Origin of the sequence: Thermobrachium celere DSM 8682 (assembly GCF_000430995.1) — a bacterium.
GTDB lineage: Bacteria > Bacillota > Clostridia > Clostridiales > Caloramatoraceae > Thermobrachium > Thermobrachium celere.
In genome coordinates this window covers 20,703-38,541 of the sequence record NZ_HF952039.1, presented here as the reverse complement: position 1 = coordinate 38,541, position 17,839 = coordinate 20,703, and the positions used below count along the sequence as shown (strand labels likewise).

The following is a 17,839-nucleotide window of genomic DNA, read 5'->3' as shown; positions in this document are numbered from 1 at the left end:
CTAAAAGTTGGATAAGAGGAAGAAACAAAAACAGTGCTTTAAGGAACTGGAGATTAAGGGAGGATAAATATGAAAAATTATTATTTTGATGAAAAAAATAGATTTGTTATAGAAAATTATAATAACGCAAAGCCATTTTCGAGCTTCTTACCAGGAATTGCTGGTAAGAAAGGTATTCCAATGTGGATTTTTTATGTAAATAGGGGACAGTGTATTTCATCCTTTGGAATAAAGAATAAAGACAATCCTATAATGGAGTTTTATCCTGCATATAAGTGTTATCAAAATGTACAGAGTTTAGGGTTTAGAACATTTATAAAATTTGTAAGTAGTAATGAAGTATATGAACCATTTTTAAATCCAAGGAATAATTATAAAGTTTCACAAAAGATGTATATAGGAATGAATGAATTAGAGATAGAAGAAATAAGTGAAGAAAAAGGAATAAAAATAAATGTTCTTTATTATATGCTTCCACAGGAAAAAATAGCTGCGTTAGTTAGAAAAGTAACAATTAAGAATATATCAAGTGATAGAAAAGAATTAGAAATTTTAGATGGAATGCCTGCACTACTTCCTTATGGTATTAGTGATGGAGGATTAAAGCAGGTAGGAAATACGCTAAAGGCTTGGATGGAAGTATATAATCACGAAGAGGGAACTCCAATTTTTAGAATGAGATCATCATCAGAAGATAGTGTCAATGTAACTGAGTTTAAAGAAGGCAATTTTTACATTTCATTTAAAAATATAAATGGAAATAAGGAATTAATAAAACCTATAGTAGATGCAGATTTAGTTTTTGGAATGAATACATCCTTAAGTTATCCTGATATATTTGCTAATAATTCGTTAGAGGATATTTTAAAGAGAAAACAAATAACTTCAAATAAAATACCATGCAGTTTTTCAGCAGTTTATGTTGAGTTGAATTCAAATGATTCTATAGATATATACTCAGTAATTGGACACACACCAGAGGTTTCAGTTTTAGAAGGATATAAGGATAAATTTAGCAGTGAAGAATATATAAACAGTAAATATATTGAAGGAAAAGAGATTATAGAGAATATAACAGAAGATATATATACAAAAACATCATCTAAGCTTTTTGATGAATACTGTAAACAAAGTTATCTAGATAATATCTTAAGAGGTGGATATCCTATAGTATTAAATAAAGGAGATAAGCCGCTTGTATATTATATGTATTCAAGAAAGCATGGAGATTTAGAGAGGGATTACAACTATTTCACTCTACAACCAGAATACTATTCTAGCGGCAATGGAAACTATAGAGATGTTAATCAAAATAGAAGAAATGACGTTTTCTTTAACCCAGATGTAAAGAGCTATAACATAAAGACATTTATGAATTTAATTCAAGCAGATGGATACAACCCTCTTGTTATAAATGGGGTTAAATATAGAGTAAACTCAAATGATTTAGGCTTCATTGACGAATTAGTAGAAGAAGGTAATGCATTAAGGGAGTTTTTAGCTAACCCATTTACACCTGGTAAACTATTTACTTTTATAGAGAATAAGAATATTAAGCTAAAGGTTTCAGAAGAAGAATTTTTAACAAGAATAATAGAAAACTGTGAAGAAGAAGTTGATGCAGTTCATGGAGAAGGTTTCTGGACTGACCATTGGACGTATAATTTGGATTTAATCGAAAACTATTTAGAAGTATATCCAGATAAAAAGAAGGATTTACTATTTAATGAATATGATTACACATATTTTGATAACAGCGAAGTTGTACTTCCAAGAGAAAAGAGATATGTGTTAACTAATGGAAAAGTAAGACAGTATAACTCTCTAGTAGAAGATAAGGATAAGAAAAAGCTTATTGAAGAGAGAAAAACATATAAAAATTTAATGAGAATAAATAAAGGTTTAGGTGAAGTATATAGAACAAATCTTATTGTTAAGCTTATAAATCTTGCAGCTGTTAAGTTTGCAACAATAGATCCTCAAGGTATGGGAATTGAGATGGAGGCAGGAAAACCAGGTTGGTATGATGCATTAAATGGTCTGCCAGGATTATTTGGATCATCTGTTGCAGAGGCTTATGAACTTGTAAGGTTATTCAACTTTATAGTTGATGTTTTAAATGAATATAAAGATGAACAAATTAAAATTCCTTATGAAGTTATAAATTTAATTGAAAAGGAAGTAGAGTTTGTAGAAGCATACAACAAATCAAATAATGATAATAAAGACTATGAACTTTGGAACCTAATGTCAGACTTACGTGAAAAGTATAGAGAGGAAGTTAAGTTTGGTTTTGAAGGAAGAGAAGTTGCAGTAACTTCTGGAGAATTAGCAGAAAAATTAATTAAGTTTAAGGATAAGCTTCAAGAAGGTCTAAATAGAGCTATTTCAGAAAACAATGGCATAATGCCTACTTATTTCTATTATGGAGCTGAAGAATACGAGGTTATTGAAGATAATCATAAAGAATCAAAGGATGAAAACGAGCAAAAGTATGTAAAAGTATTAAAGTTTAAAAAAAATAAAATGCCTCTTTTCTTAGAGGGTGTTGTTAGAGGGTTTAAAATATACAAGGATAAACAGTTCTTAAGTGACATTTATAACAGGGTAAAAGAAAGTGATCTGTTTGATAGAAAACTTAATATGTATAAGGTAAACGCATCATTAAATGATGAAACAATTGAAATAGGTAGAGCTAGGGCATTTACACCAGGATGGCTAGAAAATGAATCAATTTGGCTTCATATGGAATATAAGTATATGCTTGAGCTTATAAAGAGTGGTCTATACAAAGAATTTTATAGTGATTTTAAGAATGTAATAATAGCTTTTATGGATCCAAGTGTATATGGTAGAAGTCCACTAGAAAATTCATCATTTATTGCAAGCAGTGCAAATGTTGACGAGTCAATTCATGGTACAGGATTTGTAGCTAGATTAAGTGGAGCTACAGCTGAATTTTTAAGCATGTGGAGATTAATGTTTGTTGGAAAGAATCCATTTACAATGAGAAATGGAAGATTAGCTTTAAGCTTTAATCCTATTCTTCCAGATTGGTTGTTTGATGAGGATAATAAAGTAAGCTTTAATTTCTTAGGAAGATGTAGGGTAACTTACTATAATCCTTCTAGAAAAAATACTTATGATTTAGATGCATCAATACAAAGGATAATTATCTATCTATCAAATGGAACTTGTGTAGAAATATTAGGAAATGTAATAGAAGAGGAATATGCAAAGCTAGTTAGAGAAGGAAAGGTTGATAAGATAGATATTTATTTTGAATAAGATCTCTTTTGGAGGTAGACATGAAAAGAGAAGTTAAAGTTTATTTAACAGCAAGAGATACTCAAGATAGATTAACGTTTAAAGGTAGTAGGTTGTTAGAGTCAGAAAAAAATTATGATAATGGAATTGAGATTATTGAAGAAGAAACTTATCAAACTATAGAAGGGTTCGGTGGAGCTTTTACTGAAGCAGCATCATATAACTTTTATAAGTTAGGAGAGGAAAATAGGAGAAAAATACTAAAGGCTTATTTTGACAGTGAAGAAGGGAATGGGTATAACCTCTGTAGAACTCACATAAACAGCTGTGATTTTTCACTAGGAAACTACGATTATGTTGATGAATACGATGTTGAATTGAAGACATTTAATATTGAAAGAGAAAGACGATATGTTATTCCTTTTATAAAAGAAGCAAAGGAGGTTTCTAAGGAGGAGATAAAGATTTTTTCTTCTCCTTGGAGCCCACCTGCTTGGATGAAGACAAATGGGGAAATGAATAACGGTGGAAAATTAAAGGATGAGTATAAGGATGCATGGGCTCTATATTTTGCCAAATATATTAAGGCAATGAAGGAAGAAGGAATAGATATTTGGGGGATTACTGTTCAAAATGAGCCAGAGGCAACTCAAGTATGGGATTCATGTAGGTATACAGCAGAAGAAGAAAGAGATTTTGTAAAATACCATTTAGGTCCTACATTATATAAGGAAGGTTTACAAGATATTAATATTATAGTTTGGGACCACAACAGAGACCTACTATATGAAAGAGCAAAGGTAATTTTATCTGATAAAGAGGCTGCAAAATATGTTTGGGGTGTAGGTTTTCACTGGTATTCAGGAGATCAATTTGAAAACCTAAAAAAGACTCATGAAGAGTTCCCAGATAAAAAGCTTCTATTTACAGAGGGATGCCAAGAAGGTGGAGTAAAGCTTGGAGATTGGAATGTAGGGGAAAGATACGGACACAACATAATTGGTGATTTAAACAATTATACTGTTGGTTGGGTGGACTGGAACTTAATATTAGACACAATGGGAGGACCCAACCATGTTGGTAATTACTGCGATGCCCCAATTATTGTTGATACAGAAAATGATAGAGTATATTACCAAAGTTCCTATTATTATATAGGTCACTTTAGTAGATTTATAAAAAGAGGAGCCAAGAGAATAGGGTTTAAAAATCCTTATGAGGATCTTGAGGTAACAGCATTTAAAAATATTGATGGAACTGTGGTAGTTGTTGTTATGAATAAGACAGATAAGGATATTTATTTTAAATTAAAATCTGAAGATGGAGTAGCAGATTTTAATAGTTTAAAACACTCAATAATGACAATATTAATAAAATGAAAAGGTGGTAGTAGATATGCAAAAATACACTTTCCCAAAGGATTTCATTTGGGGTGTTGCAACGGCAGCTTATCAAATTGAAGGTGCACATAATGTAGACGGAAAAGGAGAAAATATTTGGGATAGATTTACTTCTATTCCTGGAAATATATACAAAAATCATAATGGTAATGTAGCCTGCAATCATTATAATCTTTATGAAAAAGATATCGAGATAATGGAAGAGCTTGGAATAAAGAATTATAGGCTTTCTATATCTTGGGCTAGAATATTTCCAAAGGGATATGGTGAGATAAACCAAAAGGGCCTTGATTATTATAAGAGGTTAATTAATACATTAATAAGCAAAGGAATTAAGCCAGCTGTAACACTATATCACTGGGATTTGCCTCAGCACCTTCAAGATATGGGAGGATGGGCAAATAGAAAGGTAATAGATTATTTTGTAGAATATGCAGAGCTTATGTTTAAAGAATTTGGTGATGTAGTTCCTATATGGATTACACATAATGAGCCATGGGTTGTTTCAATATTAGGTCATGCTTGGGGTGTTCATGCACCAGGAATTAAGGATTATAAAACTGCACTACAAGTAGCACACAATATTCTTTTATCCCATGGAAAAGTAGTTAAGTTATATAGAAGCATGAACTTAAAGGGTAAAATAGGAATTACGCTAAATCTATCAAGCACACATCCATTAACTGATGATGAAAAGGATGTACGTGCAGCAGAGGTTTATGATGGATTTTTAAATAGGTGGTTCTTAGATGCAGTATTAAAGGGAACATATCCAGAAGATATGGTGAAACTATATAGGGAACAAAATATTCTTCCAGAGTATACAGATGAAGACATGAGTATTATAAGTGAAAAAATAGACTTCTTGGGAATAAACTACTATACAAGAAGTGTGTTGAAATATGATGAAAATGCTTATCCATTAAAGGCTTCTTTAGTGGATTTAGAAAACCCAAAAACTGATATGGGATGGGAAATATATCCTCAAGGTCTATACGAACTTCTTACTAATATACACCATAACTATGGTGGAGTTGATATTTTAATTACAGAAAACGGAGCAGCATTTAATGACATAGTAAATTATAAGGGAAAAGTAGTAGATGATTATAGAATAGACTACTTATATAGGCATTTAAGAGAAGCTCATAGAGCAATTTCTGAAGGGGTTAATTTGAGGGGCTATTATTTATGGTCATTTTTAGATAATTTTGAATGGGCAGAAGGGTATGCAAAAAGGTTTGGTATTGTATTCGTAGATTATAAGACGCAGCAAAGAATAGTCAAGGAGAGCGCATATTGGTATAGCAATGTAATTAAGAATAATAGCCTTTGTGAATGAGATGGGAAATACCCCCATCTCATAATTTTTTATAAGTTAAATTTTGTTTACATTTAAACAAATTAAGCAATAAGAAATTTTAAGATTTATAGGGAATAACGTTGTCGACAAATGTTGAAATTAATAAAAATTTATAATATTTTATATTTTTACACAGAAACTATAGATTTTTAACATAAATCATGTATAATTAAACTTAAATTTAATTTGCCAGTTATTGTGAAAATTTTAGTGAAAATTTGTACTGGGGGGTGAAGTAGTTGCCAAAGCGTGTAAATGCATTTTTGTTTGAAAGCGATGTAAATAAATTTATATCGGGGGAACACTTTGAAAGTTATAAGTTTATGGGGAGTAAGCTTATTAATTATAGAGGGAAGGAAGGTGCAAGCTTTTGCGTTTATGCACCAAATGCAAGAGAGGTTAGGGTTGTAGGTAACTTTAACGGCTGGAATGGTGAAAAACATAAAATGTATAGGGTATTAAATACAGGTTTATGGTGGCTGTTTATTGAAGGGATAAAGGATGGAGAACTATACAAATATGAAATACATAGAAGAGATGGAAGTGTTGTTTTAAAGGCTGATCCTTATGCAATATATTCTGAACTTAGGCCAAATACAGCATCAATAGTAACTGAATTTAAAGAGTATAAATGGAATGATAGTAAATGGCTTGAACAGAGAGAAAAAACAAATATTTATGAATCACCTGTAAACATATATGAGGTTCATTTAGGTTCATGGATGAGGGGAGAAAACAATAGATTTTTAACATATAGAGAAATAGCAGATAAGCTATGTGAATATGTTTTAGATATGGGGTATACTCACGTTGAAATTATGCCAGTATCAGAATATCCTCTTGATGAATCATGGGGATATCAACCAACTGGTTACTACTCAGTAACTAGTAGATATGGAAGACCTGAGGATTTCAAATATTTGATAGATAAATTACATCAAAATAATATAGGGGTAATATTGGATTGGGTGCCAGGACATTTCTGCAGAGATGAGCACGGACTTTATTGTTTTGATGGAGGACATGTGTTTGAGTCTGACAATCCTCTACTTGCAGATAATTGGGATTGGGGAACAGCAAATTTTGATTATGGTAAAAAAATAGTTCAAAGCTTCTTAATTTCAAATGCATTGTATTGGTTTAATGAGTTTCATGTTGATGGGCTGAGGGTTGATGCAGTAGCTGCAATGCTTTATTTAAATTATGGAAAACAGCATATGGATATCAGAAATAAATATGGTGGTATAGAAAATTTAGATGCTGTTGAATTTTTAAAGAAGTTGAATAAGGTTATATTTGAAAGGGTTAAAAATCCGTTAATGATAGCAGAGGAATCAACAGCTTGGCCACTTGTTACTTATCCAGTACATGATGGAGGATTAGGATTTAATTATAAATGGAATATGGGTTGGATGAATGATATACTTCGTTATATGCAAACAGATTTTCCATATAGAAAAGATAATCATAATCTAGTTACTTTTTCGATTATGTATGCCTTCTCAGAGAACTTTGTTCTTCCATTTTCCCACGATGAAGTTGTACATGGTAAGAGATCATTAATTGATAAAATGCCTGGTACTTACGAAGAGAAGTTTGCAAACCTTAGGGCGTTATATGGCTATATGATGACTCACCCAGGCAAAAAGCTTCTGTTTATGGGTGGAGAGTTTGGACAGTTTATTGAATGGAGATTTTACGAATCATTGGAGTGGTTTTTATTAAAATATCCAATGCATGATGCCCTAAAAAGATATGTTAAGGATTTAAATATATTTTATAAAGATAACTCGGAACTATATGAATTGGATCATAGGATGGAAGGTTTTGAGTGGATAGATGCATCAAATGCACATCAATCAGTTTTTTCATTTATAAGAAGAAATAAGAAGGGAGACTTTTTGGTTATAGTATGTAATTTCAATAAGGGTAAATATGAGGAATTTAAAATAGGTGTACCTGAATTTTGTGATTACATAGAGATATTCAATAGCGATAGAAGTGTTTACGGAGGAAACAATTTTGTTAATGAAGGCTTAATAAAGGCTAAAAAAGAGGAATGGCACGGAAGGAAGCAGCATATAAATATAAAGGTTGCACCGCTGTCATTTATAGCTCTAAAACCAGTAAAAAAAGTATAGGGGGGTAACACATGCCTAAAAAAGAAATAATAGCAATGATACTAGCAGGTGGTCAAGGTAGTAGATTAAAAACACTAACACGCAACAATGCAAAGCCAGCAGTTCCATTTGGAGGAAAGTATAGAATAATTGATTTTACTCTAAGCAACTGTGCAAACTCAGGTATAGACACAGTAGGGGTACTTACACAGTACCAGCCTTTAATACTTCATACTCATATTGGAATAGGTTCTGCTTGGGATTTAGATAGAAAATTTGGGGGAGTAACACTTCTTCCACCATACGAGGGAGAAACAGGTGGTAATTGGTACAAGGGTACAGCTGATGCTATATTTCAAAATATAAACTTTATAGATTACTATGAGCCAGAATATGTGCTTATTTTATCTGGAGACCATATATACAAGATGGATTATTCAAGGATGCTTGATTATCATAAGGAAAAGAAGGCAGATGCAACAATAGCAGTAATAGAGGTACCACTTAAGGAAGCATCAAGATTTGGTATTATGAATACACATGATGATGGTAGGATATATGAATTTGAGGAGAAACCTAAAAAGCCAAAGAGTACACTAGCTTCAATGGGAATATATATTTTCAACTGGCAAAAGCTAAAGAACTATTTAAAGGAAGATGAAAAGGACCCTGAATCACAGAGGGATTTTGGAAAAAATATCATTCCAAAGATGTTAAATGGAGGATGTAAGCTTTATGCTTATAAATTTGATGGATATTGGAAGGATGTTGGAACAGTAGAGAGCTATTGGGAAGCTCATATGGATTTGTTAGATGAAAGAAGTGGAATTAATTTAAACGACCCATACTGGAAGATATATACTTCGGACTACTCCTACCCCCCACAATATATTGGGGCAGATGCTGAGGTTAAAAATTCTTTGGTTGTAGAGGGCTGCATAATAGAGGGAGAAGTAAGAAATTCAGTGCTATCCTATGGAGTAAAGGTTGGAAAAAATGCTAAAGTTATAGATTCAATTATCATGAACCATACAGAGATAGAAGATGGAGCAGTTGTATGCAGAGCTATAATAGGTAAAGGCTGTAAAGTAAGAGCAGGTATACAAGTTGGTAACTGTCAGGAAATTGTTCTTGTAGGTGATTTTAAGGATATTAAAGAAAACACAAAGAATTCATGACTGGGGGGTAAAATATGCTAAAGGATTATATGGGTATAATTTCATTAAGTGAAGATGAAAGCAATATAAGAAGCTTGACTGTACACAGGCCAATAGCTTCAATTCCTATATTTGCAAGATATAGAGTTATAGATTTTATGTTGTCAAATATGAAAAATGCAGGAATTACTAATGTTGGTATATTTACAAAGACTGCATCAAGGTCACTTATAGACCATATAGGTACAGGAAAACCTTGGGATATGAATAGAAAAAATGATGGTCTGTTTATATTCAACAGATATTTAAGTTCAGCAATAAATAGTGATATAAAGCTTTTAAAGAACAATCTAGAGTTTTTATATAGAAGTAGAAAAAATAAAGTGATTATGACATCTTCATATATGATATGCAATATTGATCTAGAGGAGATAGCATATGCACATGAAAAGAGCGATGCAGATGTAACTGTTGTGTATAAAAAGGTTGAAAATGGAGATAATATGTTCTTAAACTGTGACACATTAAAAATTGAAGATGATGGAAGAATTTCAAGTGTAGGAAGAAATTTATGTTTAACAGATACAGCCAATGTCAGCATGGATATATTTATAATGAACAAAGAATTCTTTATTGACTGCATTTTGAGATGCATACAGGAGGGTGGATGTGATACATTAAAGCAGTTCATATTTGCAAATCTTAAAAAGTTTGATGTAAGAGCATATGAATATACAGGTTATGTAGGATGTATAAATTCAGTTAACTCCTATTATAGAGTATCTATGGATATATTAGACTCAGAAGTTATGAATGAGCTTTTAAATTCTCCAAGAAGAATATATACTAAATCCAATGATTCTCCTCCAACAAAATACTTAAATGGATCAGAGGTAGTAAACTCACTTGTTGCTAACGGATGTATAATAAAGGGAACAGTAAAAAATAGCATAATATCACGTGGAGTTGTTATTGAGGAAGGCGCTGAGGTTATAAATTCAATTGTATTTCCTAAGTGTGTAATAAATAAGAATGTAAAGTTAAAGAATGTTATTTTAGACAAGAATGTTGAAATTGAAATGGATAAGGTTCTAATTGGAGATAAAAATTATCCTGTTGTTATTGAAAAGGGTAGCTATGTTGGAATATAAGAGGGGTGATTTATATGAAGGTATTGTTTGCAGCAGCTGAATGTTATCCTTTCCTAAAAACTGGAGGGCTTGGGGATGTTGCCTATGCACTTCCTAAGGCGTTAAGAAAAATAGGTGTAGATGTTAGAGTTATAATGCCAAAGTATTCAGATATAAACTATGATTTTAAAAGCAAGATGAGGCACATTACTCATTTTGATGTATGGGTTGGTTGGAGAAGACAGTACTGTGGCATAGAGTATCTTGAATATGATGGAGTACCATTTTACTTTATAGATAATGAATACTATTTTAAAAGACCAGGTGCATATGGATACTATGATGATGGAGAAAGATTTGCATACTTTAGTAGAGCAATTCTTGAGGCAATATATCATTTAGACTTTAAGCCTGATATACTTCATTTAAATGACTGGCATACATCAGTTTCTGCAGTTTTGTTGAAGCATCATTATTGGCACAGCGATTATCATAAAAATATTAAAACTGTGCTAACAATACACAATCTTAAATTCCAAGGTGTATTTGGAAGGGAAGTTTTAGGAGATTTACTAGGTCTAGATGATGGTTATTTTGTAGAAGATAAGATGAAGTATTATGACGCTGTTTCATTTATGAAGGGTGGAATAATCTATTCAGATAAAGTAACAACTGTTAGCCCAACTTATACTGAAGAGGTTAAAACTCCATTTTATGGTGAAGGATTGCACGGACTTTTAGCGGGTATATCATATAAATTTACAGGTATATTAAATGGAGTAGATTATGATGTATATAATCCTAAAACAGATGATAATATATATGTAAAATACGATATTCATTCTATTGAAAACAAAAAGAAAAATAAACTGGCTCTTCAAAGAGAACTAAATCTTGAGGTAAATGAAAATATCCCTATGATAGGAATAGTTTCTAGATTAACAGACCAAAAGGGTTTTGATTTGGTTGCTAATGTTATAGAAGAAATATTAAGGCAGGATGTTCAACTTGTTGTACTTGGAACAGGCCAATATGTTTATGAGGACCTATTTAAATATTATGCATCTATTTATCCTTCAAAGGTATCTGCAAATATATGCTTTAATGATTCACTTGCAAGAAAAATATATGCAGCAAGCGATATGTTCCTAATGCCGTCATTGTTTGAACCCTGTGGAATAGGTCAACTTTTAGCTTTAAGATATGGTTCAGTACCTATAGTTAGAGAAACAGGTGGACTTAAGGATACAGTTATGCCCTATAACGAATTTACTGGAGAAGGTTGGGGATTCTCCTTCAGAAATTACAATTCACATGAGATGTTGAATATTATAAAGTATGCAGTAAGCGTTTATAGAAATAATAAAAACGCATGGTATCATTTAATAAAACATGGTATGGAAAGGGATAATAGTTGGAACAATTCTGCAAGATTGTACAAAGCCCTGTATGAAGGAATTTAGGTGGTGGTTATATGAATTTAACTAAGGAACAAATAAAAAGTGATTATCAGAAAAAATTAATAAGTTTATTTGCAGAGGACTTGGAAGAGTCCTCTGTATTACATCAATATATTGCTCTTGCAGAGCTTGTTAAAGAGTATAGCTTTGAAAGATGGATGAAGACTAATAAGAGGTATAAAAAGGAAGGTACAAAGCAGATATATTATTTTTCAATGGAATTCTTATTAGGTAAGTTATTGGAGAACAACCTTATAAATTTAGGTATAAAAGAAGTGGTAAGAGAGGCCTTAGATGATTTAGGAATAAGGCTTGAGGAACTTGAAAATGTTGAAAGAGAAGCTGGGCTTGGTAATGGAGGACTTGGAAGGCTTGCAGCTTGTTTTTTAGATTCAATGGCAGCTCTATCTATTGCAGGGCATGGAAATGGAATTAGATATAAATATGGTCTTTTTAAACAGAAAATTAGAGATGGATATCAAGTTGAAATGCCTGATGACTGGTTAAGGCACGGATATCCATGGGAGATAAGAAGGATAGATAAATCTGTAATTGTAAAATTTGGAGGTTATGTATATTTTACAAACGAAAATGGTAGATTTACAGCAAAACATGAGGGATATGAGGAGGTACTTGCAGTTCCCTATGATGTTCCAATAATAGGTTATGGAACAGAAACTGTTAATACTTTAAGGCTTTGGAGTGCAGAGGTAAAGAGTAGGGATTTTGACTTTGAAAGCTTTAGTGCAGGAGAGTACACTAAGGCTGTTGAACATAAATATTCCGTTGAATCAATTTCGCAGGTTTTATATCCAGATGATACAACAGAAAAGGGAAAACTATTAAGACTAAAGCAGGAATACTTCTTTGTTAGTGCTGGCGTTCAGAGTATAATGAGGACATTTAAAAAGAGTGGTCGATCGATATACGATTTTCATAAGTATGTAGCAATTCACATTAATGATACACATCCAGCACTTGCAGTTGCTGAGCTTATGAGAATTCTTGTTGATGAGGAGTATCTTTCATGGGAGGATGCTTGGGAGATAACAACCAAAACCATGGCCTATACAAATCATACGATCATGTCTGAGGCATTAGAAAAGTGGCCTGTTGATATGATGAAGAAGCTTTTACCTAGAATTTATACTATAATTGAGGAGATAAATAGAAGGTTCTGCCAAGAACTAATGGATAGATATAATAACGACTGGAACAAGGTTGACAGAATGGCAATTATAAGTGGTGGATGGGTAAAGATGGCTAATCTTGCTATTGTGGGAAGTCATAGTGTAAATGGCGTATCTAAGCTTCATACAGACATACTAAAGTATCAGGAACTTAAAGATTTCCATGAATATTACCCTGGAAAATTTAATAATAAAACAAATGGAATTACCCATAGAAGATGGCTTATTAAAGCAAATCCTGAACTAACAAATTTAATTTCAGAAGCAATAGGATGTGATTTTCTAAAAAATCCAAGGGAATTAATAAATCTTGAAAAATATAAGGATGATAAGTCATTTTTAGATAGGCTTGAAAAGGTAAAATATAATAATAAGCTTAAATTTGCAGACTATATGAAAAAGACACAGGGCATAAAGATTGATCCTAATTCAATTTTTGATGTGCAGGCCAAAAGATTGCATGCATATAAAAGACAGCTTCTTAATATATTACATGTTATAAATCTCTACAATGAGTTTTTAGATAATCCTAATATGGATCTACTTCCTCATACATTTATATTTAGTGCAAAGGCTGCTCCAGGATATTATTTAGCTAAGAAGATAATAAAGCTAATAAATAGTGTAGGTGAAAAGATAAATAATGACATAAGAGTAAACGACAGAATAAAGGTTGTTTTTGCTGAAAACTATAATGTTTCGCTTGCAGAAAAGCTTATTCCAAGTGCAGAGGTTAGTGAACAAATTTCAACAGCTTCAAAGGAAGCATCAGGTACTGGTAATATGAAGTTTATGATGAATGGGGCAATTACTTTAGGAACACTAGATGGTGCAAATGTAGAAATATATGAAGAGGTTGGGGATGAAAATATAATAATATTTGGTATGACATCCGAAGAGGTTATAAATTATTATAAAAATGGAGGATATCATTCTTGGGATTTATACTATCAAGACAGGCGATTAACAAGAATATTAAATGAGCTAGACGATGGCTATTTTGCACCAAGGGGAGAGTTCAAAGAGATATTTAATCACCTATTAACTTATAATGATGAATTCTTTGTATTAAAGGATTTTGCTTCATATTGTGATGCCCATAAAAAAATTAATGAACTTTATAAGGATAGATTTAGATGGAATAGAATGTCTTTAATAAACATTGCACATTCAGGTAGATTTTCAAGTGACAATACTATACTTGAGTATGCAAAGGATATTTGGTTTAAATGATATGGTAAAAATATATGCCCCATGTAATCACAACATGGGGCAAAAAAATTTTATTTTCTTCCACTAACAATGTATATTTCTTCATTATCAACAAGTAGGTCTACATATAGGTATTTAGAAAATAAATTTGCTGTTTCTATTGCAGGTGGAAGTCTATCCTCTTTAACTTCCTCATGGCGACTATGAACACTATTTATTTTCTCTCTTGAATCAGAATGTGCAACAACTAGTTTTCCTCCATTTGTTAGCATATTTGAAAGATGCTTAATTAGAGCTTCTTTATCATAAAAGTGTGGGTAGGCTGAATAAATAATAATTAAATCATATATTCCTTTGTGTTCCATTATATCCTGTGCTAAGAAAATAATTTTAGGATTTTGATATTTTGACTTTGCAACCTCTATCATTTTTTCTGAAATATCAACTGCAGTTATTGATTTTGGGTTATATTTTAAAAGAAATGATTCAAGTATGCCTGTTCCACATCCAACATCTAGTATATTTAAATTTTCTTTAATATCAATAAGGTTAAGTATTTTATTTATTTTACCCTCATCATGCTTTGTTATTTGATCCCAAATAGGTGCTAACCTATTAAAAAATTCCCTTTGGTTCATTTGTTACCTCCTAATATTTTGGTACAATAATATTATATCAAATTAGTAGATTATTTAAAGGGTGGTCAAAATGAATAGTGAAATTGATTGTGTGGGATTATTTTGTCCTATTCCTGTAATTAAGGCCAAAATAGCATATAAAAATATAAAAAGCCATGAAACTGTAACAATTGTTACAGATCACAGCTGTACGCAACAGGGTATATTAGAAGCCTTTAAGAATTATAACTGTAGGATAGAAGTTGAAGATGAAGGAGGTATATGGTATATAAAGATAACTAAGCTTTAGCAGAAGGTTTCCTTTCCGTGTTTAAGTATGAATTCTATAAATTCACATAAGTAATCTTTGCTTAAAGCTTCTTTATTATATATTAAATATATATTACATAGACATGACATTCCTTCTATTGGAACTGCAGATAAAATTCCTGCATGTACTTCAGATTTAATAGATGTATAAGGAAGTATTGAAGCTCCCATTCCAGCTATGATAGAGGCCTTTATAGATTCTATTGTATTAAGTTCCATTTCGACTTTTATATTTTCTTGATTAAAAGTTGAGTCAATAATATATCTTATACCGTTTTCTTTAGATAGAAGGATTAAAGGTATTTTAGATAAATTATTAATATTTATCTTGTTTTCTTTAAAATTATGTTTTTTAGGGTTATAAACAAATACTAAGTCATTGGCACATATTTTTTTAACTTCTAAGCTGCTGTTTAATAGTGGTTTATCTATAAAGCCCATATCGGCTATTTTATTTTGAACATTTTCTATTACTCTTTTAGTACTTTCAATCTTTATATCAAATTTTATGTTGGAATGCTTTGATTTATATATATAAACTGAACATGGTAGAAGATATTCACCTACTATATTGCAGCTTGATATTTTAATTTCACTAATTTTATTATGTAGAGACTCATTTATATCGGAAAGCATATTTTCATATAGATTAATTATTGACTCAGCATATTCAAGAAGTATTTCACCTTCTTTTGTCAATTCAACTCCCTTATTACTTCTTATCAAAAGTGAACATCCAACTGTTTTCTCAAGGTTTTGAAGTTGCTGGCTTAGGGCAGATTGAGTCATATGAAGTTTTGATGATGCTTTAGATATACTATTTTGTCTTACAGCTTCTCTAAAGGAAATTAAGCTTTGTATATTCACTGGCAACAACCCCTTATTAATTTATACCTCTATTATATAATTAATTTATAAACATTTTCAATTATTCTTATGTATTTATATATTCATAAGAATTTCTTATGTAGTATTAAAAAGACTAATGATAAAAAGTTAACAAACTATGTTAAAATTAAATTGTAAGAAAAATAATACAAATTAAACAGTTAATCAATTAACAAATAAGGGGGGATTTGTGTGGGAGAAACAAGAATTGAAGTTTCAACTAGGGCAAAGACAAAAAAGAAAAAGGTAAACCAGATTCCTTTTGGAGTGGCACTTTTAATTGCAATTATAGGTGTGGGCTTTTTTGCAGCAAACAAGTCACCTAAATCAGCACTCATGTGGATTTTTGGTGTCGCTCTAGGTTACACTCTACAAAGATCAAGATTTTGTTTTACAGCTTCAATGAGAGACCCAGTTTTAACTGGAAGTACTTCTCTTACTAAGGCTGTTGTTATTGCAATTGCTGCTGCAACAGTTGGATTTTCATCAATTCAATATGCTGCGTTTTTAAAGGATCCATCAAAGATACCAGGCAATATCTCACCTGTTGGACTTCATACTGCAATTGGAGCAATATTGTTTGGTATAGGAATGGTTATAGCTGGTGGATGTGCATCAGGTACACTTATGAGAGTAGGAGAAGGATTTATGATGCAATGGCTATCCTTAGTGTTCTTTATAATAGGATCACTTTGGGGAGCACATGATTTTGGATGGTGGTCAAAGAATTTAATCTCAAAGACAAAGCCAGTATTTTTACCAAATGTATTAGGTTGGCCTCTTGCACTTTTAGTTCAATTTGGATTGCTACTTGTAATATATATTGTTGCAGATTGGTATGGAAATAAAAATGTAAATGAATAGAAGGGGGAATTTACTATGGCAGAATACAGATTAGATTGTTTAGGAGAAGCTTGTCCAGTACCACTACTTAAGACTCAAAAGAAGATGGAGACTTTAAAGGTTGGAGACATATTAATAGTTGAGATTGACCACAGTTGTGCTGTAAAGAATGTTCCAGAGTGGGCAAGAAAAGAAGGATATAATGTGGAAATAGAAGAAGTAGATGATGGTCAATGGGAAATATATATTGAAAAAACAAAATAATACCCTTTATTAGATTGAAGGAGGGGGGATGTAAATGAAACTTCAAGATAATCCATATTACAAGAAATTATTAAAGGATCCATGGAGCTATACAGCAGGTGCAGTAATATTAGCACTTTTAAATATAGGATTATTTGCATCAACAGGTAAGCCATGGGGTGTAACAACACCATTTTCATACTGGGGTGCTTGGATATATAAGGCGCTAGGAGGAAACCCAGAAAGTTGGTTCTATTTCCAACAAAAAGCACATGCAGAGGCAATTAAAGCAGGTTTTTGGATGGACGGACATAGCGTATCAAATTTAGGTATTATATTTGGAGCGTTTTTAGCTACACTTCTTGCTTCACAATTTAAGATTAAAAAGATTAAATCATGGAAACAGGTTGTAGCTGCCATCCTTGGTGGACTTTTAATGGGATATGGTGCAAGAATTTCCTTTGGATGTAATATAGGAGCTCTATTTAGTGGTGTAGCATCAATGTCATTACATGGATGGGTATTTATGATATTTATATTTGTTGGAGCTTTTATAGGAAGCAAGCTTTTAGTTAAATATTTTATGTAAAAAGCGGCTCGGGAAACCGAGCCTAAGTTT

Annotated in this window: 14 protein-coding genes; 12 read left to right on the top strand and 2 right to left on the bottom strand. The window is 31.7% G+C overall.

Annotated features, from left to right (window positions below; translation table 11 throughout):
- Positions 1 to 69: 69 nt before the first annotated feature.
- The 8 genes from TCEL_RS11760 to TCEL_RS11725 all read left to right on the top strand — a co-directional run bounded on the left by TCEL_RS11760 (position 70) and on the right by TCEL_RS11725 (position 14,320).
- Positions 70 to 3,288: a hypothetical protein gene (locus tag TCEL_RS11760; protein WP_018666383.1), complete on the top strand. Its 3,219-nt coding sequence runs from the start codon at positions 70 to 72 to the stop codon at positions 3,286 to 3,288.
- Between the two features lie 20 nt (positions 3,289 to 3,308).
- Complete coding sequence (locus tag TCEL_RS11755) at positions 3,309 to 4,646, top strand: glycoside hydrolase family 30 protein (protein ID WP_018666380.1); 1,338 nt, start codon at positions 3,309 to 3,311, stop codon at positions 4,644 to 4,646.
- Positions 4,647 to 4,662: 16 nt separating this feature from the next.
- Positions 4,663 to 6,009: a GH1 family beta-glucosidase gene (locus TCEL_RS11750; RefSeq protein WP_018666378.1), complete on the top strand. Its 1,347-nt coding sequence runs from the start codon at positions 4,663 to 4,665 to the stop codon at positions 6,007 to 6,009.
- Between the two features lie 260 nt (positions 6,010 to 6,269).
- Complete coding sequence (gene glgB, locus TCEL_RS11745) at positions 6,270 to 8,171, top strand: 1,4-alpha-glucan branching protein GlgB (protein ID WP_018666376.1); 1,902 nt, start codon at positions 6,270 to 6,272, stop codon at positions 8,169 to 8,171.
- A gap of 11 nt (positions 8,172 to 8,182) precedes the next feature.
- A complete protein-coding gene (locus TCEL_RS11740) occupies positions 8,183 to 9,328 on the top strand; it encodes a glucose-1-phosphate adenylyltransferase (protein ID WP_018666374.1) in 1,146 nt (381 codons plus the stop codon).
- 14 nt (positions 9,329 to 9,342) lie between these two features.
- Positions 9,343 to 10,458, top strand: a complete 1,116-nt coding sequence (gene glgD, locus TCEL_RS11735; RefSeq protein WP_018666371.1) for a glucose-1-phosphate adenylyltransferase subunit GlgD — start codon at positions 9,343 to 9,345, stop codon at positions 10,456 to 10,458.
- A 14-nt stretch (positions 10,459 to 10,472) separates the two neighbouring features.
- Complete coding sequence (gene glgA, locus TCEL_RS11730; RefSeq protein WP_018666369.1) at positions 10,473 to 11,900, top strand: glycogen synthase GlgA; 1,428 nt, start codon at positions 10,473 to 10,475, stop codon at positions 11,898 to 11,900.
- 11 nt (positions 11,901 to 11,911) lie between these two features.
- Complete coding sequence (locus TCEL_RS11725) at positions 11,912 to 14,320, top strand: glycogen/starch/alpha-glucan phosphorylase (protein WP_018666367.1); 2,409 nt, start codon at positions 11,912 to 11,914, stop codon at positions 14,318 to 14,320.
- A gap of 50 nt (positions 14,321 to 14,370) precedes the next feature.
- On the opposite strand, the gene TCEL_RS11720 is transcribed toward TCEL_RS11725, so the two are convergent.
- Complete coding sequence (locus tag TCEL_RS11720; RefSeq protein ID WP_018666365.1) at positions 14,371 to 14,937, bottom strand: class I SAM-dependent DNA methyltransferase; 567 nt, start codon at positions 14,935 to 14,937, stop codon at positions 14,371 to 14,373.
- Positions 14,938 to 15,007: 70 nt separating this feature from the next.
- Here TCEL_RS11720 and TCEL_RS11715 point away from each other — a divergent pair, with 70 nt between their 5' ends.
- Entirely contained in the window at positions 15,008 to 15,226 is a 219-nt protein-coding gene (locus TCEL_RS11715; protein ID WP_018666363.1) for a sulfurtransferase TusA family protein, read from the top strand.
- On the opposite strand, the gene TCEL_RS11710 is transcribed toward TCEL_RS11715, so the two are convergent.
- Positions 15,223 to 16,113, bottom strand: a complete 891-nt coding sequence (locus tag TCEL_RS11710) for a LysR family transcriptional regulator (protein ID WP_018666361.1) — start codon at positions 16,111 to 16,113, stop codon at positions 15,223 to 15,225. The genes TCEL_RS11715 and TCEL_RS11710 overlap by 4 nt on opposite strands.
- A 213-nt stretch (positions 16,114 to 16,326) precedes the next feature.
- Here TCEL_RS11710 and TCEL_RS11705 point away from each other — a divergent pair, with 213 nt between their 5' ends.
- From TCEL_RS11705 to TCEL_RS11695, 3 genes are read left to right on the top strand one after another with little or no spacing between them, the layout of a single operon-like run.
- Positions 16,327 to 16,998: a YeeE/YedE thiosulfate transporter family protein gene (locus tag TCEL_RS11705; RefSeq protein WP_018666359.1), complete on the top strand. Its 672-nt coding sequence runs from the start codon at positions 16,327 to 16,329 to the stop codon at positions 16,996 to 16,998.
- 15 nt (positions 16,999 to 17,013) lie between these two features.
- Entirely contained in the window at positions 17,014 to 17,241 is a 228-nt protein-coding gene (locus TCEL_RS11700; RefSeq protein WP_018666356.1) for a sulfurtransferase TusA family protein, read from the top strand.
- 34 nt (positions 17,242 to 17,275) lie between these two features.
- Complete coding sequence (locus TCEL_RS11695; RefSeq protein ID WP_018666353.1) at positions 17,276 to 17,809, top strand: YeeE/YedE thiosulfate transporter family protein; 534 nt, start codon at positions 17,276 to 17,278, stop codon at positions 17,807 to 17,809.
- Positions 17,810 to 17,839: the final 30 nt, after the last annotated feature.